Source organism: Brachybacterium netajii (SeqCode) (assembly GCF_054114245.1).
Window position 1 is genome coordinate 1 of sequence record NZ_JBSYXB010000008.1, and the last position, 24,960, is coordinate 24,960.

20 protein-coding genes and 1 tRNA gene are annotated in these 24,960 nt (G+C 73.6%); 10 read left to right on the forward strand and 11 right to left on the reverse strand.

Annotated elements, in window-relative coordinates; genetic code table 11:
• Positions 1-115: 115 nt before the first annotated feature.
• Positions 116-1,036, forward strand: coding sequence for a carbohydrate ABC transporter permease (locus ACXET9_RS13165; protein WP_457887098.1), 921 nt, complete (start codon positions 116-118; stop codon positions 1,034-1,036).
• The gene (locus ACXET9_RS13170) at positions 1,033-1,947 is read left to right on the forward strand and encodes a carbohydrate ABC transporter permease (RefSeq protein ID WP_457887100.1); all 915 of its coding nucleotides are present in this window, start codon (positions 1,033-1,035) and stop codon (positions 1,945-1,947) included. The genes ACXET9_RS13165 and ACXET9_RS13170 overlap by 4 nt, the downstream gene beginning before the upstream one ends.
• 41 nt (positions 1,948-1,988) lie before the next feature.
• Here the strand turns inward: ACXET9_RS13170 and ACXET9_RS13175 are convergent, their stop codons facing one another.
• Both ACXET9_RS13175 and ACXET9_RS13180 read right to left on the reverse strand, forming a co-directional pair.
• On the reverse strand, positions 1,989-2,846 hold the full coding sequence (locus ACXET9_RS13175) for a hypothetical protein (RefSeq protein ID WP_457887101.1): 858 nt from the start codon (positions 2,844-2,846) through the stop codon (positions 1,989-1,991).
• A gap of 172 nt (positions 2,847-3,018) precedes the next feature.
• Complete coding sequence (locus tag ACXET9_RS13180; protein WP_457887102.1) at positions 3,019-4,260, reverse strand: calcium:proton antiporter; 1,242 nt, start codon at positions 4,258-4,260, stop codon at positions 3,019-3,021.
• Positions 4,261-4,613: 353 nt separating this feature from the next.
• Here ACXET9_RS13180 and thiD point away from each other — a divergent pair, with 353 nt between their 5' ends.
• Complete coding sequence (thiD, locus tag ACXET9_RS13185; protein ID WP_457887103.1) at positions 4,614-5,555, forward strand: bifunctional hydroxymethylpyrimidine kinase/phosphomethylpyrimidine kinase; 942 nt, start codon at positions 4,614-4,616, stop codon at positions 5,553-5,555.
• Between the two features lie 46 nt (positions 5,556-5,601).
• Here the strand turns inward: thiD and ACXET9_RS13190 are convergent, their stop codons facing one another.
• Both ACXET9_RS13190 and ACXET9_RS13195 read right to left on the reverse strand, forming a co-directional pair.
• Positions 5,602-5,832: a hypothetical protein gene (locus tag ACXET9_RS13190; protein WP_457887104.1), complete on the reverse strand. Its 231-nt coding sequence runs from the start codon at positions 5,830-5,832 to the stop codon at positions 5,602-5,604.
• Positions 5,833-5,909: 77 nt separating this feature from the next.
• Complete coding sequence (locus ACXET9_RS13195) at positions 5,910-6,260, reverse strand: hypothetical protein (protein ID WP_457887105.1); 351 nt, start codon at positions 6,258-6,260, stop codon at positions 5,910-5,912.
• Between the two features lie 269 nt (positions 6,261-6,529).
• Between ACXET9_RS13195 and ACXET9_RS13200 the strand changes: the two genes are divergently transcribed.
• Entirely contained in the window at positions 6,530-8,113 is a 1,584-nt protein-coding gene (locus ACXET9_RS13200) for a SulP family inorganic anion transporter (RefSeq protein ID WP_457887106.1), read from the forward strand.
• 49 nt (positions 8,114-8,162) lie between these two features.
• Here the strand turns inward: ACXET9_RS13200 and ACXET9_RS13205 are convergent, their stop codons facing one another.
• The 5 genes from ACXET9_RS13205 to ACXET9_RS13225 form a co-directional block, all read right to left on the reverse strand.
• Complete coding sequence (locus tag ACXET9_RS13205; RefSeq protein WP_457887107.1) at positions 8,163-9,008, reverse strand: carbohydrate ABC transporter permease; 846 nt, start codon at positions 9,006-9,008, stop codon at positions 8,163-8,165.
• Positions 9,005-9,859, reverse strand: coding sequence for a carbohydrate ABC transporter permease (locus tag ACXET9_RS13210; protein WP_457887109.1), 855 nt, complete (start codon positions 9,857-9,859; stop codon positions 9,005-9,007). The genes ACXET9_RS13205 and ACXET9_RS13210 overlap by 4 nt, the downstream gene beginning before the upstream one ends.
• A 76-nt stretch (positions 9,860-9,935) precedes the next feature.
• On the reverse strand, positions 9,936-11,246 hold the full coding sequence (locus tag ACXET9_RS13215) for an ABC transporter substrate-binding protein (protein WP_457887110.1): 1,311 nt from the start codon (positions 11,244-11,246) through the stop codon (positions 9,936-9,938).
• A gap of 88 nt (positions 11,247-11,334) precedes the next feature.
• Positions 11,335-12,492, reverse strand: coding sequence for an LLM class flavin-dependent oxidoreductase (locus tag ACXET9_RS13220; protein ID WP_457887111.1), 1,158 nt, complete (start codon positions 12,490-12,492; stop codon positions 11,335-11,337).
• Positions 12,493-12,689: 197 nt separating this feature from the next.
• A tRNA-Arg gene (locus ACXET9_RS13225) sits at positions 12,690-12,762 on the reverse strand.
• Positions 12,763-12,846: 84 nt separating this feature from the next.
• Here ACXET9_RS13225 and ACXET9_RS13230 point away from each other — a divergent pair.
• Together ACXET9_RS13230 and ACXET9_RS13235 are read left to right on the forward strand one after the other, a co-directional pair.
• Positions 12,847-14,316 carry a nitrilase-related carbon-nitrogen hydrolase gene (locus ACXET9_RS13230; protein WP_457887112.1) on the forward strand — a complete coding sequence of 490 codons (1,470 nt, stop codon included), beginning with the start codon at positions 12,847-12,849 and terminating at the stop codon, positions 14,314-14,316.
• A 23-nt stretch (positions 14,317-14,339) separates the two neighbouring features.
• Complete coding sequence (locus ACXET9_RS13235; RefSeq protein ID WP_457887114.1) at positions 14,340-15,023, forward strand: copper resistance CopC family protein; 684 nt, start codon at positions 14,340-14,342, stop codon at positions 15,021-15,023.
• Positions 15,024-15,164: 141 nt separating this feature from the next.
• On the opposite strand, the gene ACXET9_RS13240 is transcribed toward ACXET9_RS13235, so the two are convergent.
• The gene (locus ACXET9_RS13240) at positions 15,165-15,347 is read right to left on the reverse strand and encodes an antitoxin (protein ID WP_457887115.1); all 183 of its coding nucleotides are present in this window, start codon (positions 15,345-15,347) and stop codon (positions 15,165-15,167) included.
• Between the two features lie 166 nt (positions 15,348-15,513).
• Between ACXET9_RS13240 and ACXET9_RS13245 the strand changes: the two genes are divergently transcribed.
• From ACXET9_RS13245 to proC, 4 genes are all read left to right on the forward strand, one after another.
• Positions 15,514-16,428, forward strand: coding sequence for a DeoR/GlpR family DNA-binding transcription regulator (locus ACXET9_RS13245; protein WP_457887116.1), 915 nt, complete (start codon positions 15,514-15,516; stop codon positions 16,426-16,428).
• 99 nt (positions 16,429-16,527) lie between these two features.
• On the forward strand, positions 16,528-21,297 hold the full coding sequence (locus ACXET9_RS13250; RefSeq protein WP_457887117.1) for a hypothetical protein: 4,770 nt from the start codon (positions 16,528-16,530) through the stop codon (positions 21,295-21,297).
• A gap of 20 nt (positions 21,298-21,317) precedes the next feature.
• Positions 21,318-21,587, forward strand: coding sequence for a hypothetical protein (locus tag ACXET9_RS13255; protein WP_457887118.1), 270 nt, complete (start codon positions 21,318-21,320; stop codon positions 21,585-21,587).
• An 82-nt stretch (positions 21,588-21,669) separates the two neighbouring features.
• Positions 21,670-22,560: a pyrroline-5-carboxylate reductase gene (gene proC / locus ACXET9_RS13260; protein ID WP_457887119.1), complete on the forward strand. Its 891-nt coding sequence runs from the start codon at positions 21,670-21,672 to the stop codon at positions 22,558-22,560.
• A gap of 109 nt (positions 22,561-22,669) precedes the next feature.
• Here the strand turns inward: proC and ACXET9_RS13265 are convergent, their stop codons facing one another.
• On the reverse strand, positions 22,670-24,904 hold the full coding sequence (locus ACXET9_RS13265) for a phosphatase PAP2 family protein (RefSeq protein WP_457887121.1): 2,235 nt from the start codon (positions 24,902-24,904) through the stop codon (positions 22,670-22,672).
• Between the last annotated feature and the right edge of the window lie 56 nt (positions 24,905-24,960).

The window sequence follows — 24,960 nt, forward strand, 5'->3', positions numbered from 1 at the left end:
CCGTCGGCCCCGCCCGCGCCTGTCCGTCTCCGCCCGGCTCTGCCCGTCTCAGCCCGGCTCAGCCCGGCTCCGCCCGGCTCTGTCCGTCCGTCATCCGTCGATGCACGAGGTGCCCGTGTCCAGCACGAAATCCCTGTCCTCCCGGGCCCGTCGCTACGGGCCCGCCCTGCTCCTGATCTCCCCGTCGCTGATCCTCGTGGGGATCTTCGTCTACGGGCTGATCGCCAAGAACCTGTGGATGTCGGCGACCGACAACCACACCGCCGCCCAGGCCAACGGCCGCAAGCCGATCGCCTTCGTCTTCCTGCAGAACTACATCGACCTGTTCGCGACCTCCGCGTTCCGGCATTCGATGGCGAACCTCGTGCTGTTCACCGTGGCCTTCCTGATCGGCGCGATGGTGATCGGCTTCGTGTGGGCGTGGCTGCTCGAGCGGCCCCTGCCCGGCGGGCGGATCTTCCAGACCGTCTACCTGTTCCCGATGGCCATCTCGTTCGTCGCCTCGGGCGTCGTGTGGCGGTGGCTGCTGAACTCGAACCAGGGGGAGTCCGCCTCGGGCCTGAACCGGCTGTTCCAGATGGTCGGCGTCGGCTTCCTGCAGAACCCCTGGTGGAACAACGTCACCTTCGGCATCCTCGCGATCGCCCTGCCCGCCGTCTGGCAGCTCTCCGGCTACGTCATGGCGCTGTTCCTCGCGGGCTTCCGCGGGGTGTCCGACGAGCTGCGCGAGGCCGCGCGGATGGACGGGGCGAGCGAGCTGAAGATGTACCGCCACGTGATCTTCCCGCAGCTCACGCCCGTGCTGATGAGCGCGGTCGTGATCATCGCCCACATGTCGCTGAAGTCCTTCGACCTGATCATGTCGATCTCGAAGCCCGCGAACTTCCAGACCAAGGTGCCCGCCGTCGACATGTTCGTGTTCAAGTCGAGCTACGACTACGCGAACGCGGCGGCCGTCGGCATGATCCTGCTGATCGTCGTCGGCATCCTCATCGTCCCCTACCTCATCTCGCAGAACAGGGAGAAGCGCCGATGAGCGCCGCCGCCCGCACCGACAGCAGCATCCCCGCGGGGACTGTCGCCTCGGCCCGCCCCGCCTCCCCCGATGCGCGCAGGACCCGCGCCCGTCGCGGCCGCGGGATCCTCACGATGCGCTACCTGCTGCTCCTGGCCGGCGTCGTGTTCGTGATGATCCCCGTCTACGTCCTGCTCATCACGAGCTTCAAGGGCGTGGGGGATGCGAGCCCCGCCCGCGCCTGGCTGCTGCCCGAGAGCTGGACCCTGCAGAACTGGTCGACGGCCTGGGACCAGCTCGCCCCCGGCCTCCTGCGCTCGGCGACGATGGTCATCCCCTCGACGATCCTGTCCTCGATCCTCGGCTGCATGAACGGGTTCGTCCTCTCGCGCTGGCGGTTCCCCGGGGCCGACATCGTGTTCACGCTGATCCTGTTCGGCATGTTCCTGCCGTACCAGGCGGTGATGATCCCGCTGCTCGAGCTGGTGCTCGCCCTGCCGATCCCCAACGGGATCCCCTCGCTGATCCTGCTGCACGTCGTCTTCGGCATCCCGATCACGACGCTGATCTTCCGCAACTACTTCGAGACGGTGCCCGAGGAGCTCATCGAGGCCTCGACGGTCGACGGCGCCGGCATGCTGCGCACCTTCTGGTCGGTCGCCCTGCCGATCGCGGTGCCGGGCTTCGCCGTCGTCCTGATCTGGCAGTTCACGAGCGCCTGGAACGACTTCCTGTTCGCCGTGTTCTTCTCGACCGCGGTGAACGGGCCCGTCACGCTCGTGCTCAACAACCTCGCCAACGGGGCGCTGCTGACCGACTACGGCGTCTCGATGGCCGGCGCTCTGCTGACCTCGCTTCCGACGCTGCTGGTGTACGTGCTGCTCTCGCGCTACTTCATCGCCGGTCTCATGTCCGGCTCGGTGAAGGGCTGAGCCGCGATGCAGGGGTGAGAGGGGGGGCGGGCGACGCCGCGTCAGCCGACGGCGCGGCTGAAGCGCACGAGCTCCTCCGACGCCTCCTGCACGCAGCTCGGCAGCGATTCGTCCTCGGCGACGAGGCGGGCGCGAACGAGCCACGAGGAGCTCGAGGGGTCGAACAGGTAGCCCCACAGCGGGGCCTCGGGCACCGCGCAGGCGACCGCCGCGGTGGCCGCGTTCAGGCGGGCTCCGAGGTCCGAGGACCTCTCGAGCAGCTCGGCGGAGTGGTCGACGGGGCGTCGCCCGTCGGCCGCTGCCGCCGCCAGCAGGTACACGCGGCGGACCCCGGGCCGATGCGCGGTCCCCTCGATCTCGGCGCGCAGGCGCGCGAGTGCGAGACCGGCCGGGTGGACGCCGTCGGTCCAGGTCAGCGTCGCCTGCAGGGGGATCCAGCGGGGCTGGCGGCGGTCCCAGAACAGCGAGGTCGTGGCGGCGAAGGGATGCCCGGTGGCGGCCGCGATGAGGGAGAGCGTCACCGCGGGATGCCGCCATTCGGCGTCGGTGGTGTCCCGGAAGACCGCGATCTCGCCCTCCCAGCGCGGGCGCAGGGCGTCGACGTCCTCCGCCCGGCCTCGCCCGTGGGCGACGAGCACCTCGAGGCACAGGGCGATCTCCGCGAGCGTCGCCGTGGGATCGCCGAGGCGCTGGTGCAGCCGAGCCTCGATGCCGGCGGAGAGATCGATGAAGGCGTCGAGCGCGGCGCCGCCGTCGATCCGCGTGCCGTCGGACCGGGTGCCCTCGACGCCCGCGTCCTCCAGCACGTCGCCGTCGAGGACCTCCCAGGGGTCCGGCGTCCGCACCCGCGGGCCGCGGAGGCGGGGCCCGCGCAGGAGGTCGCCGTCATCGAGGGTCATGGGGGCCTCCTGCAAGTCCGTTCTGCGCTGGCCCGAAGCATGGCCGACGGGACCGAACCGCTGGTGGCCGGGGGATGTCGGGAGGACGAGCGTTCGGCGCAGGAGCATGATCCGCCTCACGAACAGGCGGAGGACCGCCCGGGATCAGCTCAGCGGAGTCAGCTCAGCGGAGTCAGCTCAGCAGGAGGACCCCGTAGACGGCGAACAGCACCAGATGCGCGACGCCGTGGACGGGCCCGGGCCGACGCGACAGCAGCGTCACCGCCGTCAGGGCGAGCGAGGCGCCGAGCATCGCCAGCATCGCCGGGCTCTCCGCGGAGATCACGTGCGCTCCGGTCAGCAGCGAGATCGCGAGGACCACCGGGATGGTGAGGCCGACGGTCGAGACGAGGGCGCCGTGGCACAGGTTCACCACGCGCTGCATCTCGCCGCCGATCGCGGCGCGCACCGCGGTGATCGACTCCGGCGTGAACACGATCAGTGCGATCAGGAGGCCGCCGAGCGCCGTCGGCGCGCCGAGGCGGGCGAGGCCGTCGTCGAGCAGGTCGGCCATCCGATGGGACAGCAGGACGATCGGCAGGGCCGTCGCCACCAGGATCGCGGCGCGGACGAGCAGCTCCCCGCGGTGGGCGGACACGAGGGCGCCCAGGGAGCGGGCCGAGGCTGACGCGGGGGCGGAGCCCGTACCGACCTCCTGGAAGTCCGCGGCACCGCGGCCGGTCTGCAGGACCAGGAAGAGCACGTAGACGCCGATCGTCAGCAGCACGATCGGCACCTCCTGGGCGCGCGAGAAGGAGCCGTCCTCGCCGATCAGGGCCGGCAGGGCGAAGGCGATGAATCCGAGCACCGTCAGCAGCACGAGATAGACGACCGCGCCCCGCGGATTCGCGCGGGGGAGGGGTGCGGTGGCGGCGGGGCCGACGGCGACGCGGCCGGCAGCGGGGCGGCGCGGACGGCGTGCGAGGGCCGCGGCGAGGAGGCAGACGCCCATGACCAGGTTCAGGATGATCATCGAGACCGCCGAGACGGAGTCCCGGCCGATCGTCGGATGTTCACCGGGGCCGAGGAGCACCGCGGCGATCAGCACCACCTCGATGGTGACGATCGACAGGGTCAGCACGAGCGTGCCGTAGGGGTCGCCGAGCAGGCGGGCGAGGGCTTCGGCCTGGTGGACGACGCCGAGGGCGCACACCACGATCACCGCGATGATCGCCGCGAGCACGGCCACGAGGACTCCCGCGGGGAGCGTCGCCGAGAGGGGGCCCGCCAGCAGGATCGTCGCGAGCACACCGCCCCAGCCCAGGACGAGGCGGAGCACGGTCGGGAGATCGAGGAGGGCGGCGAGGCGCCGGCCGGCGCGGTGGGCGCGGGCGGCGTCGGGCGCGCTCCCGGCGGGGGAGGGGGTGGACGGCATGGTGTCGGGGCCTGTTCCGCGAGGCCGTCCTCGCCCGGAGGGGGGGCCGACGGGTCGTCCCGGCGGCCGCGCCCCGTCGTCGGGCGCCCGTCCAGGCTAGGCGATCGCGCCGTCGGCGGCCAGCGATCGGGGCGGGATCCACGGGCGTGGTGACCGGTCTGACCAGGACGTCCGGGGGAGGTCGGGAGCGTCCGGACCGGTGGCCGGGGATGGCTGGCAGCTGCTCGGATTCCGCGGGCGCGCGGTGCGACGCGTAGCATCGGGCGCGTGGCACGGGGTGCCGGCGGTGGTCGTCGGCTGAGATCAGACCCGTCGAACCTGCTCCGGTCAGCACCTGCGAAGGGATCGTCACGATGTTCAGCACCAGCGCGCCCGCGCTCCCGATCACGAAGCCCGACGAGGGGCTCCGTCCGCCGACGGCGCTCACGATCGCGGGCTCGGACTCCGGCGGCGGCGCCGGCATCCAGGCGGATCTGAAGACCTTCAGCGCCCTCGGCGTCTACGGGACCTCCGCCCTGACGGGCCTGACCGCGCAGAACACCCAGGGGGTGCAGGGGATCCTGCCGGTCCCCGTAGACTTCGTGATCGCGCAGCTCATGTCCGTCGTCGACGACATCCCGATCGACGCGACGAAGCTGGGGATGCTGACCTCCGCGGAGATCGTCGAGGCGCTCGCCGAGCGGATCGGCGGCCGACGGGACGACTTCGGCCTGATCGTGCTGGACCCCGTGATGATCGCGACCAGCGGGGACGCGCTGCTGCCGGAGAGCGCGAGCGCGGCCCTGCGCGACCGGCTGCTGCCGCTGGCCGACGTGCTCACGCCGAACCTGCCGGAGGCGGCGGCGCTCCTCGACGAGGAGGTCGCCGTGGACCTCGCGGGGATGCAGGCGCAGGCGGAGCGGCTGCGCGCGCTCGGCCCGCGGACGGTCGTGCTGAAGGGCGGGCACCGCGACGGAGTCGCGCTGGGCGGCGCGGCGGACGGCGCGGTGGACGGCGCGGCAGAGGACGCCGCGGACGGGGACGACGAGGTCGTGGACGTCGTCGCGCACGAGGGCGGGGTGGAGCTGCTGCGGGCCCCGCGGGTCCGCACGCGCAGCACCCATGGCACGGGCTGCACGCTCTCCTCGGCGATCGCCGCGGCGCATGCGCGGCGGGGCCGTCGGGAGCTGGATCTCGGGGCGGTGCGCGCGGCCCGCGACTTCCTGCAGCGGGCGCTGGTCGGGGCGCGCGACTGGGAGCTGTCGCGCACCCCGAGCAGCGGGCGCGGTCCGGTCGACCACCTCGTCGACTGGTGAGCGCGCCGGATCCGGCGGGCTCGCCGGGACCTGCGGGGTCGGCCGCTCAGGCGGAGCGGCGCGTGATCCGCGGATAGACGGGGCGCGGGGCGCGGGCACCGAGCGCGGCGAAGCGCGTGAGGTCCGCGTCGCGGTCGGCGTCGAGCTCGGCGGAGCGCTCCGGCTCGAGGACGGCGGTCGTGCGACGGCGGGTCAGGACCCGGTCGTCGGCGGCATCGTGCTCGTCGAGATAGTCGAAGTGACGGGCGGCGGTGTCATGCGTGTCGGTGATCTTCACGGAGATCTCCTCCCTGGGCAGGTCAGGGTGTCGGTATCCGACGAGGGGCCTCGTCGGTCCGCTCAGCATGGCACCCGTCACTCCGCATCAGGCGAAGGCGAGCTGGGTTGTGGATGAGTGTCGTCGGGGGAGGACTCAGGAAAGCCCTTGTCCGACGCAGAGTCCGGCGCAGCAGGCGCAGAAGGGGTCCCATAGAGCCCCTGGGCGCGCGCGAGATCGTCCTCGATGTCCTCTTCGCTGACCTCTCCGCGACCGTTCCGGAAGCCCATCGTCACGCCGATCACGACGCCGATCACGACGCCCAGGACCGCCCCGGCGAGGAGGTTCCCGAAGCCCGCCATCCCGATCGCGATGCCGACGACGATGCCGATCGGCATGCCGAAGGTGAGCCAGGTGGCATCGAACGAGGAGCGCTTCTCGTCGGACATCGGTCCTCCGTCCGGGTCGCCCGGCGGGATGCGCCGGGGTGGGGTGGGGTGGGTCGAGGGTGCGCTTCGAGCGTAGTCCCGCCCCGTGCCCGGGCCGCTCGCAGCCGGGGCCGGGGAGGCCGACGCCACTCGGCCGACGCCGCTCGGCCGTCGCCGCTCGGCTCCGGCTCGGCCCCGGCTCGGCCCCGGCTCGGCCCCGGCTCGGACCCCGCCCGGACCCCACTCGGACCCCGCCCGACCGTCGGACCCCGCTCCCGTAGGATCCGGACGTGAACTCCCCCCACGCCGCCGAGGCACCCGTGCGCTCCGTGACCGAGGCCCTCCGCAGACCGCGCGCGCTGACCACCGAGGTCCTCGCCGGCGCGGTCACCACCCTCGCGCTCATCCCCGAGGTCATCTCCTTCTCGGTGATCGCCGGCGTGGACCCCAAGGTCTCCCTCGTCGCCTCCGTCGTGCTGGCGATCTCCATGTCGATCCTCGGCGGACGCCCCGCGATGATCACCGCCGCCGCGGGCGCCGTCGCCCTCGTCGTCGCGCCGCTGGTCGCCGAGCACGGCGTCGAGTACCTGCTGCCGACGGTGATCCTCGCCGGCATCGTCCAGATCCTCTTCGGGGTCCTCGGCCTCGCGAGGATCATGCGGTTCATCCCGCGCTCGGTGATGATCGGCTTCGTCAACTCCCTGGGCATCCTCATCTTCACCGCGCAGCTGCAGCATGTCCTCGACGTGCCCGCGGCGGTCTATCCGCTGTTCGCGCTGACGCTCGTGATCGTGATCGGCCTGCCGCGGTTCACGCGCGCGGTCCCGGCGCCGCTGATCGCGATCGTCCTGGTCACCGCGATCGCGATGATCGGCGGCCTCGACGTCCCCGATGTCGGCGACCAGGGCGAGATCGCCGGCGGCCTCCCCGGCCTCACGCAGCTGCAGGTCCCGCTGAGCGTCGAGACGCTGCGGATCATCGCGCCGACCGCCCTCAGCGTCGCGTTCGTCGGCCTCATGGAGACCCTGCTGACGGCGAAGCTCGTCGACGACATCACCGACACCCGCTCCTCGAAGTCCCGCGAGTCCTGGGCCCTCGGCGTCGCGAACATCCTCGCCGGATGCTGGGGCGGCATCGCCGGCTGCGCGATGATCGGCCAGACGGTCGTCAACGTGAAGCTCGGCCGCGCCCGCACCCGCATCTCCACCTTCATCGCGGGCGCGCTCCTGCTGCTCCTGGTCACCGTGCTCTCGGACCTCATGGCCCGCATCCCCATGGCCGCGCTCGCCGCGGTGATGATGGTCGTCGCGGTCTCGACCGCCGACTTCCACAGCATCCGTCCGTCGACGCTGCGGCGGATGCCGCTGTCGGAGACCTGCGTGATGGTCGTGACCGTCGTCGTGGTCGTCGCGACCCACAACCTCGCCATCGGCGTCGGCACCGGCGCGATCCTCGCGATGGTGCTGTTCGCGCGCCGGGTCGCGCATGTGACGACCGTCCGACGGAGCGTCGTCCCGGCCCCGTCCGACGGCGCTGCGATCGACGGCGCGGCCCCGGAGGTCCGGTACACGGTCCGGGGTCCGCTGTTCTTCGGATCCAGCAACGACCTCGTCGAGCAGTTCTCCTATGCGGAGGACGCCGAGACGGTCGGGGCCGATAGAACCGATGGAACCGATGGAGCCGACGGCGCGGACGCTCCAGGGGGCTCGGTGCTGGTGGACTTCTCGGCGGCGCAGATCTGGGACGCCTCGACGGTCGCCGTGCTCGACGCGGTGCAGACGAAGTACGCCGAGCACGGGCTGGACGTGCGCTTCGCCGGCCTCGACGAGATCTCCGCCCGCTTCCACGGACGGCTGACGGGGACGCTCGGCTGACGGGGATGCTCGGCTGATGGGGGCCGGCCGACGGGCGGTCCGGGCCCCGTCATCCGCGCAGCGCGCCCGCGGTCATGCCGGCGACGAACCAGCGCTGCAGGAGGACGTAGGCGAGCACCATCGGCAGGGAGGCGATGATGACGCCCGCGAACAGCAGCGGATAGTTCGTCGCGTACTCGCCCTGGAAGTCCAGGAGGGTCTTGGGCAGGGTCGAGCGGCTTGGGTCCGTGATGAACAGCAGCGGGTAGAGCAGGTCGTTCCAGTGCATGACGAACAGGAAGATCGCGGCGGCCGACAGCGAGGGCGTCGACAGCGGCATCGCGATCCGCGCATAGAGCTGCCAGGAGCTCGCGCCGTCGACCTCCGCCGCCTCCATGAGTTCCCCCGGGAGGGTGCGGAGGAAGCCGGTGAGGAGGAAGATCGCGACCGGGCAGGTCACCGCGATGTTGATGAGCACGAGGCCGGTCAGGGTGTTCGTCAGGCCCAGCTGTCGGAAGATCACGTACTGGGGGATCATCGCGACCTGCGCCGGGACGGCGAGGCCGAGGGCGAACAGGCCGAAGAGCCCGGTGCCGAGGAGCCCGCCGATCCGCGAGATCGCGAATGACGCCCAGCTCGAGACCAGCAGCGTCAGCGTCACGGACGCGGCGGTGACGATGGCGGAGTTGCGCAGCGCGGGGCCGATCCGTCCGCCCGTCAGGAGTGCGACGAAGTTGTCCGCCGTCGGCACCGCCGGCAGCGAGAACGGATCCGCGAACAGCTCCTGGGTGGTCTTCACGGAGGTCACGAGCACCACCAGCAGAGGCAGGCCGATGACGAGCGTATGGACGAGCAGGAGCGAACGGCGGGGGAGGTCGCCCCAGTCGGTCGCCCGACGCAGGCGCGTGCGGCTCATCGGTCGCTCCCGCCGGAGACGAGCGCGACCGCGCGGCGCGGCAGGAGCGTGATCGCGGCGATCAGCAGCATGAGCAGGATCGACTGGGCGGCGGCATAGCCCATCTCGAAGTTCCCGAAGGCGGAGTGGTAGATCAGCGTCGCGAGGATCTCCGTGGCATGGTTCGGGCCGCCGCCGGTGCTGACGATGATCAGGTCGAAGGCCTTGAAGGACTGGATCGTCGTGTAGGCGACGACGATGACCGTCGCCGGCTGCACCAGCGGGACCGTCACATGGCGGAGCTTCTGGAGGCGCCCGGCGCCGTCGAGCGACGCCGCCTCATACAGCTCCTGCGGGATCTGCTGGAGGCCCGCGATGTACACGACCATCAGCTGACCGGCGTGGAACCACACCTGGACGATCGCGAGGTAGAAGATCGCCAGCTGCTGGTCGCCCAGCCACGGCTGCTGCAGGGAGCCCAGGCCGACCGCCTGCAGGAGGCGGTTCGCGAGCCCGAACGTCGGGTCGTAGACGAAGCTCCACACGAAGGCGACCGCGACCGACGACAGCACCGTCGGGAAGAAGAACAGCGCTCGCAGCGCCACATGGGCCCGCGAGTTCCGCACCAGCGCGAGCGCGAGGACGAACGACAGGGCCGTCTGCGCGACCACCACCGTCAGCATGAACACCAGCGAGTTCCCGAACGCCTTCGCGAACACCGAGTCGCCCGTCAGCAGCCGCCGGTAGTTGTCCAGCCCCACCCAGGAGAAGTCCGCGGAGAGGCCGTCCCAGTCCGTCAGCGAGTACTGGACCGCCTGCACCACCGGCCACAGCACGAACCACGAGAACACGACCGCGGCCGGCACCAGCATGGCCGCGAGCGTCGGGTCGAGATGCCGCCAGAGCACCGCCCGACGTCGGCCGGGCCGGCTCAGAGCTTCTCCTCGATCAGCGCCTGCGCCTCCTCGGCGGCCTGCTCTGGGGTGCTCCCGGTCGCGACCGCGAGCAGGGAGTTCTCCACCGCGGTGCGGATGTCCAGGTCGATGAACTGGAAGCGGGGCGCGAGCAGGGTGCCCGCGACTGCCAGGGGGAGAGGGCCTGCAGGTCCGGGTTGGTGTACTCGACGCCCTGCACGGTGACGTGCTGGGCGGTGCCGTCGGCGTAGAGCGCCGCGTTCTCCGGGTCGGAGAGGAACTCGATCCAGGCGAGCGCGCCGTCGGGATTCGTCGCCTGCGTGTTCACGCCGAGGATGAAGGTGGAGTTGAAGATGCCCTCGTAGGCGGGGTCGGTGCCGGCGTCGTTGGTCATGACGGGCGAGAGGTCGATGCCGAACTCGGCGCCGGCCGCGCGGGCGACCCCGATGTGGAAGCTGCCGGTGGGGAGGATCGCGGCCTGCCCCTGGCCGAACAGCGCGACGGCGCCGTCGGTCGTGGTGCCCTCGAAGTTCGCCTGGAAGTACTGGGCGATCGTCGCGAACTGCTCGAGGGAGCGCAGCCACCAGTCGTCCGTCGCCGCGTACTCGCCGCTCTCGATGCGGGCGAACATGTCGTCCGTCGGCCCGTTGTTCATCGCGAGCGAGTTGATGATCTGGAAGGCGTTGGCGGCGTCGCCGCCGGGCCAGGCGATCGGGTCGACGCCGATCCCCTTGAGCCTGTCGAGCGCGTCGACGTAGGCGTCCCAGTCGCCCGGGACCTCCGAGATGCCGGCCTGCTCGGCCAGGTCCGTGTTCAGCAGCGGCATGTTGAACACGAGCTGGTAGGGGACGCCCAGCTGGGCGCCGTCATGGATGCCGGGGCTGATGAGGTTCGGCTCGTAGCCGCCGACGAGCGCGGCGTCCGTGAGATCCGTGAAGATCCCCAGCTCCGCGAACTGCTCCAGCTGCGTGCCGCGGAACGCGGTCAGCGCGTCGCCGACGTCGCCGTCCTTCGCCTTCTGCGCGGCCGTGGACTGGTACTGGTCGGAGGGGTCGATGACCTGCTCGACCGCGAGACCGTCATGCTGCTCGGCGAAGGTCGCGGCGAGGTCCTCGAGGACGGTGCGGTCCTCGCTGCGCCAGTGGTAGAAGCTCAGGGACCCGGAGGCGGAGCCGCCGTCGGAGGCGCCGGCTCCCGCGGACGAGCTGCCGGGCCCGCCGCAGGCGGACAGGGCGAGGCCCGCGGCGGCGGCCCCGGCCGCGCCGAGGACGGTGCGACGGGCGGGAGCGGCGCGGAGTGCAGACGCGGTGCGGCGGGAGGCGGGGGAGGTCGAGAAGAAGGGCATGGGGGCTCCAGAGGCGAAGGACGTGCGAGCGCAGGACGTGCGAAGGGAGGACGAGCGAAGGAGGACGAGCGGGACGCGAAGGGCCGGGTCAGACGCCGGCGCGCCGGCCGGCGGAGGTCAGGGCCTGCACACGCGGGACGACATGGGCGCCGACGCGCAGCGCCTCCTCGCGGTGCGGGTAGCCCGGAAGGATGAACTCGTCGATCCCCAGGTCCGCGTACTCGGCGAGGCGCTCGGCGACCTCGTCGTAGGAGCCGACCAGCGCCGTCCCCACGCCCTCGCGCACGAGCCCGATGCCGGACCACAGGTTCGGGCCGATGACCAGGTCGGCGACGTCGGAGGGGATGGATTCCCCGTGCAGCGCCCCCATCCGGGCCTGGCCGACGGAGTCCATCGACGCCAGCCGCGCCTGCACCTCCGCGACCGCGGCCGGATCGAAGGAGGACTGGATCGCCCGGGCGACGTCCCACGCCTCCTCGGCGCTCTCGCGGGCGATCACGTGGATGCGCAGGCCGAGACGGAGCGTGCGCTCGCGCCCGTGATCGTGTTCGACGGCGCGGACGCGGGCGATGCGCTCGGCGATCTGCGCGAGGGGCTCGCCCCACAGGAGATAGGTGTCCGCGTGGTCGGCGGCGACCTCGAGGGCCTTCGGCGAGGCGCCGCCGAAGAAGATCGGCACCGGCTGCGGGGAGGGGTCGACGAGCTCCGCGCCGACGAGGCGCAGGTGGGAGCCCTGGAGGTCGACGCGCTCGCCGTGCAGGAGCGGACCGATGGCCCGCAGGGCCTCGTCGGTGATCTCGTAGCGCTCGTCGTGGGCGGCATGGACCCCGTAGCCGGCCTGCTCGGAGGGGTTGCCGCCGGTCACGACGTTGAGGATGAGGCGCCCGCCGTGGATGCGCCGGAAGGTGTCGGCCTGCTGGGCGAGGAGGGTCGCCGACTGCAGGCTGGGACGGAAGGCGACGATGAAGGACAGGCGCTCGGTCCGCGCGGCCACGGCGGAGCACACCACCCAGGGGTCGGGGCAGCCTATGCCCACGGGCGTGAGGACGCCGTGGAAGCCGGCCTCCTCGGCCGCGAGCGCGATGTCGGTGAGCTCGGCGAGGAGGGCGGGGGAGTCCGGTGCCGGCGCGGGGGAGGCGGAGCGGTGGTGGGCTCCGGGCGTCGTGGAGTCGCCCTGCGGGGGCAGGAACCAGTGGAAGCGCGGCAGGGCGGCCGAGCGCTCCGCGGCGAGAGAGGACGAGGTCATGGCGGGGTTCACTCCCGGGAGGGACCCGCATCGGTCGGCGGGTCGCGGTCGAGGACACCCAAACCCTATCGAATGGATCGGATAACTAGAGATTATGTGAACGCCTGCGGCGCAGCGGTGCGGTGAGGGGGTGTCTCGTCAGGGTGGCCTCGACGTCGGATGCAGCGGCCGGCGCGCCGTCGCGCTGGTCAGATCAGTGCCCCCGGGCAGATTCGAACTGCCGACACCCGCTTTAGGAGAGCGGTGCTCTATCCCCTGAGCTACGGGGGCCGATCGGTCCGACGAGCAGTGGCGCGGGGCGCCTCCGGATGCACGGACCTCGGTCATCCTAGCGGGCCGTGGCAGGATCGCCCCATGTCGACCGCCGCCGCGTCCGCAGAACCTCACACCGCGGGGGAGCACGGGCCCCGCATCGCCGGGATCGTCCTCGCCGGGGGCGCCGCCACGCGCCTCGGGGGCGAGGACAAGACCCGTCGGACGATCGCCGGGGCGACGAGCCTCGAACGGGTCCTGCGCAGCATCCCGCCGGGGCTGCGGGTCGTCGTCGGCCCGGAGAAGGATGACGGCGCGCGGATCGCCGCCGAGCACGGCGCCCGGTTCGTGCGGGAGGACCCGCCGCGCTCCGGGCCCCTCGCGGCGCTCGCGCGCGGGGTCCAGGAGGTCGTCGCGCTCGAGGACTCCGACGTCCGGGTGCTGGTGCTCGGCGGGGACATGCCGTTGCTGCGTGCCGAGACGCTCGAGCGCCTGGTCGCCGCGGATCGGGCGGGGGAGCGGGTCGTCGCGCTGACCGCGCCCGACGGGCACCTGCAGTTCCTCTGCGCCTGCTGGCCGCTCGCGCGGTTGCGGCGGGCGCTGGCCGCGGTCGAGCGGCCCGAGGGCGGATGGGCCGACCTCAGCCTCCGCCGCCTCTACCGGGAGCTCGCCGAGGGGGAGCTGATGACGCTGCCGGCGACCGGCGCCGAGGTGGCCGACCTCGACACCCCCGAGGACGTCGCTGCGGTCGAGCGCGCCGCCGGGCCCCGCATCGCCCTCGCGCAGATCCGGGCGAGCGAGGTCGTGGAGACGAATCTGCGGGCCGTGGAGGCCGCCGCGGCGGAGGCCGCCGGGGCCGGCGCCCATCTCGTGCTGCTGCCCGAGGCGACCCTCACGCCCTTCGGCACCGACCTGCATCGCGCGGCGAGCGCGCACCATGAGCGCTTCGAGAACGCGGTCGCGGAGATCGCCGAGCGCCACGGGATCGTCGTCGTCGCCGGCTCGTTCGTCGCGACCGACGACGGACGGGTGCGCAACACGGTCATCGTCCGCGGCGGCGGACTGCACGCCGACTACGCGAAGATCCACCTCTACGACGCCTACGGGGCGCGCGAGTCCGACACCGTCGAGCCCGGCACCGAGCTCGTCACCATCGACCTCGCCGGTGCCCGGTTCGGGATCGCCACCTGCTACGACGTGCGCTTCCCGGCGCAGTTCACGGCGCTCGCCCGCGCCGGCGCGCAGGCCGTCCTGCTGCCCATGGCCTGGGGCGACGGCCCCGGCAAGAGCGATCAGCTCGAGGTGCTCCTGCGGGCGCGGGCGCTCGATGCGACGGTCGCGATCCTCGCCGCCGACCAGGCGCCCGACCCTGAATACACCGGGAGGGCGGCGCGCGGGGTGGGGCTCAGCGCCGTCGTCGGGCCCCTCGGCCAGGTGCGCCGGCAGCTGGGCCGGGAGCCGGGGATGATCGTCGCCGATCTCGATCTCGCGGAGATCGCGCAGGCCCGCGCCGCGCTGCCTGTGCTCGAGCACGGTGCCGAAGACCACCTCGGGGGCGCGACCCCGCGCTGAGACGGAGGACTAGCCTGGAGGGCGTGACCACGACGACCAGCCCTCGCCCCGCGCCGCGCAGCATCCTGCGCAGCTCCGCCCCTGCCGCGCTCGTCGCCCTCCTGGGCGCCCTGCTGCTGGCGCTCGCGCTCATGCCCGTCTCCGCGAGCGCGCACGACACGCTGATCTCCTCGGATCCCGAGGACGGCGCGACGGTGGAGACCTCGCCGGAGCAGCTGACGTTCACCTTCTCCGCGGACATCCTCGACGTGACGCCCGTCGTGCGGATCAGCACCGAGGACGGCACCGAGGTCCTCGAGGCGACCCCCGCGATCGACGGTCCCGAGGCCGTCGTCGTGCTCGACGAGCCGCTCGCCGCGGGCACCTACACGATCCAGTGGCGCGTGGTCTCCTCCGACGGCCACCCCATCGAGGGCACGCAGACCCTGACCGTCGAGCAGGACACGGCGGGTGCGGCCGACGCGACCGATGGCGCGGCCGACGAGGCGACCGGTTCCGCCGACGCGACCGACGAGGCGAGCGCCGCGAGCGACGCCGGCGGCGCCGAGGAGACGGAGCAAGCGACCCCCATCGCCGAGGACACCGTCATCGAGGAGCCCGCCGAGGAGGAGGGCGGCGCGCCGGTCGTGCTGATCGTCGTGATCGCCGTCGTCGTGATCGCCGTGATCGTCGCGGCCGTGCTCACGCTGCGCAAGAAGAAGGACTGACCTCCGGGTCCTGAGGCCCCAGGCGCCTGAGGCCCCTCAGGCGCCTGGGGCCCTCGCGGCTCCTGCGGGCCGTGCGGACTCTGCGCGGCCCCGGACATGACGAAGCCCCCGACGATCATCGTCGGGGGCTTCGTCATCGGCTCACTTGTCGCTGAGGCCCAGCTGATCGCGGGCGGCGTCGGCCGCCTGGTCGACCTTGTCGTCGTACTGGTCAGGAGTGCGCTCCTTCACCTGGTCGGTGACGGCGTCGATGCCCTTCTCGACCGCGTCCTCGTTCTGGCCGGCGAGGTCCTTGACCTTCTTCAGCGCGTCGTCGAAACCCATCTCTCGATGTCCTCTCGTCCTTCGGAGACGCCCCGTCCGGGACGACGCCGACAATGTAGGACAGGGGAGACGCGGCGCACAATCCGCACCGCCGACGCGCAGCGCCCGTGCCTGTTCCTGCGCGGACGGACGCTCGGGATCGCGGGTTCCGCGCAATACTGGATGCGTGAACGTGAGCATCCCGCCCTCCGACCAGGTCCCCGCCGTGCCCGGCACCGGCACCGGCACCGGCGACTCCGGCGCGCCCGCCGTACCCGACACGCCCGCGCCCCCCGCGCGACCGGCCGCTGCGCTGGACAAGCCGGCCCGCTGGGACCACGTGCTCACCCTGCTCAGCGAGGCCAAGCGCCTATCCGTCGCTGACGTCGCCGCGGACCTGGGCATCAGCGAGTCCACCGTCCGCCGCGACTTCGTCGAGATGGAGCGCGCGCAGCTGGCCCGCCGCACCCACGGCGGGATCGTCGCGATCGACGTCGCCTACTCCCTCGCCGCCGGCCCCCGCTCCACCGATCAGGACGGCGCCCACCGCGAACGCGTCGCCACCCATGCCGCGACCCTCGTCTCGCCCGGGCAGATCATCGGCTTCAACGGCGGCCGCACCACCACCTCGACCGCCCGCCGCACCGTCTCCCGCCCCGACATCGACTCCCGCGACGGGGCCCCCGGCCTCACCGTCGTGTGCGCGGCGCTGAACATCGCGACCGAGGCGGTGCTGCGACCGGCCGTGCGGACCGTCGTCCTCGGCGGCGTCGCCGAGCCCTACTCCTTCGAGCTCACCGGCCCCCTCGCGACCGCGACGATGCGGGACCTGTGGCTCGACACCATGTTCGTCGGCACCGTCGGCATCGACGTCGACGCGGGTCTGACCTGCAACTCCGACGCCGAGGCCGGGGTCACGCGGATCATGATCGGCCACGCCCGGAGGGTCGTCGGCCTCGCGACCGCCGACAAGATCGGCCACCGCGCCCTCGCCGGCATCTGCCCGGTCTCGGCACTCACCGACCTCGTGATCACCGGACCCGTCGACGACGCCCTGCGCGAGCACCTCGCCGATGCCTCCGTCCGCCTCCACGAGGTCTGATCCCGCGCGGTCGCCACGACGTCGGTCCCGCTCGTGATCTGCGGCGGCCACGGCACGCCTGCACGGCACGGCCAGGCCCTGGCGGTAGCGTGACGAAGCATGTGGAGACTTCTGCGCGGGAAGAAGCGTTCCGAGGACCCCGCCGGGGAGTCGGAGCGTCAGGACGACGCGCTCGCCGCGGCCGCCCGCGGTGTGCGCGAGGAGCGCGAGCGCGCCCGGCAGCGTGCGCTCGCGCAGACCGCGGCGCTCGCCGCCGAGGTGCGGGCGGGCTCGGTCGCGCCCGCGCGGGAGACCGCTCCGGCGCCCGTGCCGCCGAGCCCGACCGGCGGCGTCGGCGTCATCGTCTCCGCCCACCATGACGAGGTCGGCGCCGGCATCGCCCCCGAGCAGAACGAGGACGACCTCGGTCATGAGCCGCGCGAGGTCGCCCCGCTGAGCCGCGAGGACGTCGTCGCCGAGGCCGTCGACGGCTGGATCCACCAGATCACCGGCGGCGTCACCGCCCCGTCGTTCCTCACGCAGATGCGGGCCGGCGAGACCGTCCTGGACCTCACCCACTCGCACCCCTCGGGTCTCGCGCAGCTCCTCGCGGGCCGCGGCCCCACGCGCCTGTCCTCGCTGGTCCGCGAGGTCGGCGCGCTCGCCGACGCCCGCGCCCACGCCCGCTCCCTCCGCGAGGCCGCCGAGCGGCACGCCGAGGAGGTGGGTCTGACGACCTGCCACCTGGGCATCGGCGAGGCCACCTGGATCCCCGCCGACGGCAGCGCCCCCGTGCACGCCCCCGTCCTGGTGCGGCCCGTGACCCTCCGTCTGCGCGGGAACGCCCGCGAGGACGTGGAGCTCGAGGTCGACGCCACCGCCGACCTCAACCCCGTGGTGCTGCGCGCCCTGCGCGAGGCCGGGGTCGCGATCGACGCCCGCGCCCTGCTCGCCACGACCGACGGCCCCTACGGCTTCGACCCCAACCCCGTGCTCGACGCCTTCCGCGCGCTCGGGCAGCCCCTGCCCGGGTTCCGCGTGACCCACGCGCTCGTCGTCGGCAACCTCATGGACGCGACCGGCTCCGTCGCCGAGGACCTCGCCGCCGACACCGCGGACTGGGCCGCCGACGATCTCGTCGCCGCGCTCGCCGGTCATGCGGGCGCCCGCGCGCTGCTGCGTCCGGAGGCCGACGGGGCGTCCGGGGAGGCCGAGGCCCCGACGATCCCCGAGACCGATCTCGTCGCCGCCGTCGACCCCGACCACCGTGCCGTGATCGAGCGGGTCCTCGCCGGCGGGGACCTCGCCGTCGCGGCAGTCCCCGGCACCACGTCCCTCGACCTCGTCGTCGACCTCGCCGAGGAGCTCAACGCCCGCGGACGCAGCGTCCTGGTCGTCTCCCAGCGCGCCCGGAACCTCGCCGCCCTCGCCGAGATCGCCCGCGAGCGCGGCATCGGCGAGCTCCTCGCGGACCTCTCCCCGGACCCGTCCCTGCAGCGGAAGTCCTCGGCCGCGCTCCTGCACAGCCTGCGCCGCGCCGGCACCCACGCCCTCGCCGAGACCGAGACGGGGCCGAGCCCCGAGGACCTCGCGGCCCTCGCCGAGGCCCGCGAGATCCTCACCGGGCACGTGGACGCCATGCACCGCGTCCAGGAGCCGTGGGGCGCCTCCGCGCACGACGCGATCTCGGCGCTCGCCGCCCTGACCCGCCTGCGGCCCTCGCCGCGCACCGCGGTGCGCCTGGACGTCTCGGTCGCGGCCCGCATGATCGGCGAGGCCCGCCTCCCGTATGCGGAGGCGCTGCGGGAGGCCGCCGAGTTCGGCGTGCTCACCTCCGGTCCCGAGGAGACCGCCTGGTACGGGGCGCCCATCAGCACCTCCACGCAGGCCGAGCGGGCCATCGAGCTCGTCGACGAGCTGCGCGCCGAGCTGCTGCCGCGCCTGCGCGCCGCCCTGGACGCGACCGGCACCGCGCTGGGCCTGACCGCGACCTCGACCCTCGAGCGGCTGCTCGAGCGGATCGCGCTCATCGACCGGGTGGCGGTCCTCCTGGACACCTTCCAGGGGGCCGTCTTCGCGGCGCCGCTCGAGGACCTCGTCGCCGCGACCGGCGACAAGCGCTGGCGCGCCGAGCACGGCGTCACCATGGGCTGGGGGACGCGTCGGCGCCTGCGCAAGGAGGCCTCCGCCCTGCAGCGGCCCGCCGCGCTCGCCCCCGACCTGCACCAGGAGCTCGTCGGCGCGCGGCGCCTGCGCGAGGACTGGCGCCGCGAGAGCGCCCAGGAGGACTCGTCGCCGACGGTCCCGGAGGGCCTCGACAGGGTCCGCACGACCGCCGCCCGGGTCCAGAAGGCCCTCGACGAGCTCGGCGTGCTGCTCGACGGCACCGAGATCGGCTCCCGCCTCGCCCGCACCGACATCGCCGCGCTCGAGGAGCGGATGGAGCATCTCGCGCGCGATCGCGACGACCTCGCGACCCTCCCGCGCCGCACCGTGCTCCTGCGCCGCCTCGCCTTCGACGGCCTCGGCGACCTCGTCGAGGACCTGCGGCTGCGCCGCGTGCCCGCCGGGCAGGTCGCCGCCGAGCTCGAGCTCTCCTGGTGGCGCAGCGTGCTGGAGCTCATCGCCGGCGCCGAGCCCACCATCTCGCAGTACGACGGGACCTCGCTGTCCCAGGTCGCCGAGCGCTTCCGCCGGCTCGACGCGCAGCTGCTCGCCGACGCCTCCGAGCGCGTCCACCGCGGTGCCGACGAGGTCCGCGTGGAGACCATGAAGGCCTATCCGGACACCTCCCGCGCGGCGATCGCCGAGCTGGTCCGCTCCACGACGGTGTCGATCCGCGATCTCGCGGCGAAGTACGAGGACATCATGTTCCGGGCGCGCCCCACCTGGCTCGCCTCCCCGTACCTGGTCCCGCAGGTGATCCCGCGCGGCCACCACTTCGACGTGGTCATCGTCGCCGACGGCGGCCGCCTGCCCACCGCCGCGGCCCTGCCCTCGATCGTGCGGGCCCGGCAGACCGTCGTCGTCGGCGACCCCCTCGAGTACGGGGGCGAGACCGCCCCGAGCCTGCTCGACGACATGCTCCGCATCGCCCCCCACATCGAGCTCCACCGCGACACCCACACCGCCCGCGAGGGCCTGCGGGCCTTCGCGCAGCGGCGCGCGCTGAGCGTCGACGTCATCGCCGTCCCCAGCCCGGTCCCCGCCGAGGACGATCGCCTGGTGCTCGTCGAGAACGGTCGCGGCCCGGTGACCGAGGGCATGGAGTACGTCGAGTCCACGGAGGCGGAGCTGCGCCGCGTCACCGACCTGGTGATCGAGCACGCCCGCTCCCGCCCCGAGCGGTCCCTCGCGGTCCTCACCTTCACCCCCGAGCATGCGCGCCGGGTGATGGAGCGGGTGATGAGCACGGTCTCGGTGATCCCGAACCTGCGGCCCTTCTTCGATCCCGGCGCGGGCGAGCTGTTCACCGTGCTGCCCGCCGCCCATGCCTCCTCGATCGTGCGCGACGACGTGATCGTCTCGGTCGGCTTCGGGAAGACCCCGCACGGCCGCCTGCTGCACCGCTTCGGCCCGCTCTCCGAGCCCGGCGGACGCAAGGCCCTCGCCACCGTCATCACCCGCGCCCGCGGCCGCACGACCGTCGTCTCCTCGATCGACGTCGACGACCTCGACCCCTCCCGCCTGCGCTCCGACGGCGCCCGCGACCTGCGCGCCATGCTCTGGGTGCTGCGCGGGGGCCCCGACGTCCCCGTGCTCTCGCATGTCGCGGAACTCACCGGCCAGGGAGAGGCCGTCGCCCCGCCGGAGCCCGAGGCCGACGCGGCCCCCGGCGCTGACGGGGCCCGGGGAGCCGACGGGGCGGATGCCCGGCTCGCCGGCACCAGCCTCGCCCCGCGCCCGGGGGAGGGCGCCGCCGCGGCCGACGGCGGAGCCGCGAGCACGGCGAGCACCTCGAGGACCGGCTCTGCGGGCGGCTCCGGCTCCGAGAAGACGGACGACGAGCTCTCCGACGAGGACCTCGACGCCGCGATCGCCGCGGCCCTCGCCCGCAAGACCGGCTCGGGATCCTCGGCGTCGGCGTCGGCGTCGGCCCCGGAGCAGGCCCCGGATCAGGCCTCGGAGCCGTCCCCGGCATCCGCCTCGGCGGACCCGGCCGGAGGTGCCGCGGAGCCCGCGGGCGCGTCGGACGACTCGCCGGCCGCCTCCGTCGCCTCGGCCGCCTCCGCAGCGTCTGCGTCATCCGCATCGGCGGCCTCGCCGACGGACGCCGCCGAGCCGCGCGGACTCGAGACGGATGCGCTCGTGCGGGACCTCGCTGACCGCCTGTGGCGCCTCGGCCTGCTGGTCGAGCGCGACTTCGGCACCACCGAGGACCGCATCGAGCTCGCGCTCGGGCATCCTGATCTCCCCGGTCGTCTGCTGCTCGCCGTCGACACCGACGGCGCCCGCTATGTCGACACCCCCAGCCAGCGCGAGCGCGACCGCCTGCGGGCGGAGCGCCTCGAGGCCGCCGGCTGGGCGACCGAGCGCGTGTGGTCGTGGGCCCTGTTCATCGATCCCGACGGCGAGGCTGAGCGGATCCGTCGCGCTCTCGACCGGGCCTATCGTCTCGTGCAGGCGGAGGAGCTGCCGGGTGCACCGAAGGGCGTCGGGACGGTCCGCCATCGTCTGCCGCGCCCGCAGATCGCCGCCGGGCACCCGCTCTCGTTCTACTCGAGCGAGGACTTCGACCAGGTCGTCGAGTACATCTGCTCCGACGGCCGCGCCCGCCTCGAGGAGCACCTGGGAACCGAGGTCCGCAGCTTCCTCGGCTTCGAGAAGCGCTCCGTGCTGCTGGACGTCGCCGTCATGAGCGCCATCCGCCGCTACCAGGAGCGCCAGTGAGCGCCCGGCCGAGACGGATCGTGATCTCGTCCCTCACCGGTCGCCCGATCCCCTGGGACGACGAGGCCGACGCACCCGCGAACGGCCCCGGGACGGGCGCCGGTTCCGGGACGGGCGCCGGGAGCGGGTCCCGCGGCGGGACGGGCGCCGGCGGACCCGCGGACGTGACGGGCGGGGCGAAGATCCTGCCCGATCGGGTCGCCGAGGATGCCCCGCGGCCCGGTGAGGACGAGTCCAACGACGACCGCCTGCTGCGGGACGTGCCCCCGCACTGGGGCCGCGGCGCCTGAGCGCGCGTCGGACGGTCGCGCGGAGCGGGGCCGTGCGCGGTCCGGTGAGCGCCAGCGGCTCGTCGGCCCCTACGATCGATCCATGAGCTCGCACGACACCTCGTCCACCACCCCGCCGGCCCCCGCCGCCGGCTCTGACCCTGCTGACCTCGCTGACCTCGCCGATCTCGCCGACCTGTCGATCGCCGTGATCGGCGCCGGGAACATGGGCGGGCCCGTCGTCCGCGCGTTCCTCGCCGCCGGCGCGGATCCGCAGCGCCTCGCGATCGTGAACTCGAGCGACGAGAGCAGCGAACGGGCCGCCGCCGCGCTCGGCGTCACCGCGCCCGGGCGCCGGGAGGCGATCTCCTCCGCCCGCGTCGTCGTGCTCGGCGTGAAGCCGTACCAGGTGATCGCGCAGCTCGGCGAGATCCGCGAGCTCCTGGCCGAGGATGCGCTGGTCGTGTCCCTCGCCGCCGGGATCTCCCTCGCCGCGATGGAGGAGGTCCTCGGGGAGGGGCGCGCCGTGCTGCGCGCCATGCCCAACACGCCGATCGGGATCGGCGAGGGCGCCGTCGGGATCATGCGGGGCACCGCGGCCGACGACGCGCAGGTCGAGCTGGTCCATGCGCTGTTCGCCCGCGCCGGCGTCGTCGTCCCGATCACCGAGGACCAGATCCACGCGTTCATCGCCGCCGCCGGCTCCCTCTCCGCGATCGTCTTCGCGCTCGTCGAGGCCATGGTCGACGAGGGCGTGCGGCAGGGCCTGAAGCGCGACCTCGCCGCGGCGCTCGTGCAGCAGACCGTCCGCGGGGCCGCGACCATGCTGCTCGAGGACGGCACCCACCCGGCCGTCGCCCGCAACGCGGTCTCCAGCCCCGGCGGCACCACCGTCGAGGGCCTCGCCGAGTTCGACCGCCAGGGCGTGCGCGCCGGCGTCGCCGCCGCCATGGCCGCCTGCGCCCGACGCTCCCGCGAGATGACCGGCAACTGACCGCCGGACCCGGACCCGGACGGGACGCAGAGGACGACGACGCCCGCCTCGCGCTCTCCGAGCGCAGGGCGGGCGTCGTGCCGTCCGGGAGAGGGCGGAGCCGATCCGGTCAGCCGCGGCGGCGCACCAGCACGGTCGTGCCGACGCCCGCGGCGATCAGCAGCCCGGCCGCGGCGGCCAGGCCGAGCGCCGGGAAGCCCGTGCGAGCCAGGGAGCCCTGAGGACGGGACGAGGTCGAGCCCGCCTCGGTCGAGCCGGTCGAGCCGGTCGACCCGGTAGAGCCCGTGGACCCGGTCGCCGAGCCCGCGGAGGAGCCGCCGTCGGACGCGGCGCTCGTGGCCTCGCCGGTGCCGGAGCCCGCGGGGTCGGCGGACTCGGCGGGCTGGGTCGCCGGAGCGGTCGTCGGCTCGGCGCCGTCGACGGGCGCGGTCGCGCCGTCGGTCGGCTCCTCGGAACCGTCGGTCGGCTCCTCGCCGTCCGTGCCGGGCTCGCCGGACTCGTCGCCGGCGGCGGTCAGCACCAGCTGGCCGTCGCGCACCGCGAGCTCGGCGTCGACGCCGTCGGCGAGGCCCTCGACCTGCAGCTGCAGGGCGTCGGCATCGGCGGACAGCGCGGCGGCGGAGACGAGGATGACGTCCTCGGAGAGGTCCGTGCCCGCGGGCACGCTCACGCGGACGGTGCCGGCGAGAGAGGCCTCGCCGGCGACCTGCACGAGCGCGCCGGAGCCCGCGACGGTGCCGGCGGCGGAGCCCGTGGCGTCGAGGACGAGGGCGCCGTCGGAGCCGAGGTCGAGGCCGCCGTCGAGGACGAGCGAGCCGTCGACCGCGAGGGTGCCGCCGGCCACCGCGACATCACCGGTGCCGAGCGCCGAGGCGGTCGCCGCGCGCAGCAGGCCGCCCTCGACGAGGGTGCCGCCGGTGTAGGAGTTCTCGCCCGCCAGGACGAGCTCGCCGTCGCCGGCGAGGGTGAGGGAGCCCGCGCCGTCGATGTCGTTCTGCCAGGCGTCGGCGGCGGAGTAGCCGCCGTCGGCGGTCGAGAGGGTCACGGCGACATCCGTGTCGAAGGCGCCGTAGCCGCCCTGCGCCGCGTACAGGTTCAGGCGGCCCCAGCCCTCCTCGTCGTCCAGCAGCGGGTAGCCGGACTCGAGGCCCGTGGAGTGCAGCACCCAGCGCAGCTGCTCGTCGTCGAGGTAGGGGAAGCGGGTCTCGATGAGGACCTCGGCGCCCTTGGGCACGCGCACGTCCTCGTCGGTCGCGCCAGTCTGCTCGAAGCCGTAGGTGAGCGAGGCGGTGTAGGTCGCGAGCTCGGCGTCGTAGTCGGGGTCGACCAGCGGCTCGTCCTCGCCCTGGGTCTCGAGCCAGGCCTGGCCCTCGTCGTAGGCCTCGTCCTTGACGGCGTCGAGGGAGTCGTCGGAGAGCGCGCCGGCGGTGATCGCGGTCGACAGGACGCGCCCGCCCATCACGTCGAGCGGCGAGTGCATGCCGAGCTGGATGCGGCTGGTGCCGATCTCCTGCGCGGTCAGCAGCAGGTCGTCGTACTGCTGGGGGAACGAGTGGGCGAGGCCGTAGACGGCCATGTACCCGGCGCTCGTGTGGCCCGAGGGGAAGCCTCCGTCGCTCCCGGCCTCCTCGACGGGCTTGCGCAGGGGCTCGGCGTAGGACGGCAGGTCCACGTCCTCGGACCAGCGGTACGGCCGCGGGTACTGGTAGTACGCCTTGGCGTTGTTCGAGGTCGCCGAGTGGTTGCGGATGTCGTCGACGAGCTGGACGGTCGCCCCGAGCTCGCCATCGGCGTCGGCCCAGGAGCCGTTCTCGTTGGACTCGTCGGAGTACTTCACCGTGGAGGCGTCCGCGGGGACCTCGTCGGGGATCGTGGTGCCCGCGTTGACGGCGGCCCGGTAGGCCTCCGTGTAGGGGCCGAGGCCCTCGGTGGCCGTGTAGTTCTGGTGGCGCCGGTCGATGACGTAGGCGCGCTCCTGCTGGGCGTCGGTCGCGCTCGTGGAGATCTCGATCGACTGGGCGATGTTGGAGTCGGTCACCGCGGGCTGCAGGGAGACGCCGGAGTCCCAGGTCTCCCCGGGCTGCCAGATCTCCAGCATGCCGTCGAGGACGCCGACGGCGGCGTTCCCCGAGGGATCCAGGACGTCGGAGGTGTTGGTGTCCCACACGTCGACGTAGTAGCCGTAGACGGCGGCGTGCGGGGCGATCGCGGAGGAGTCCAGCAGCGCCTCGTCCTCGGGGGCGGCGAGGGCGGCGGTGGGCAGGGCGAGGGTGGAGAGCACGGCGGTGCCGGCGAGGAGGGCGAGCGGCCGACAGGCGCGGGACGTGCGGGCGGGGTGGGACAAGCGGTCACCTCGGGGGATGGGGCGGGGAATCGGGACCCGTCGAGGCTAGGAAGCGT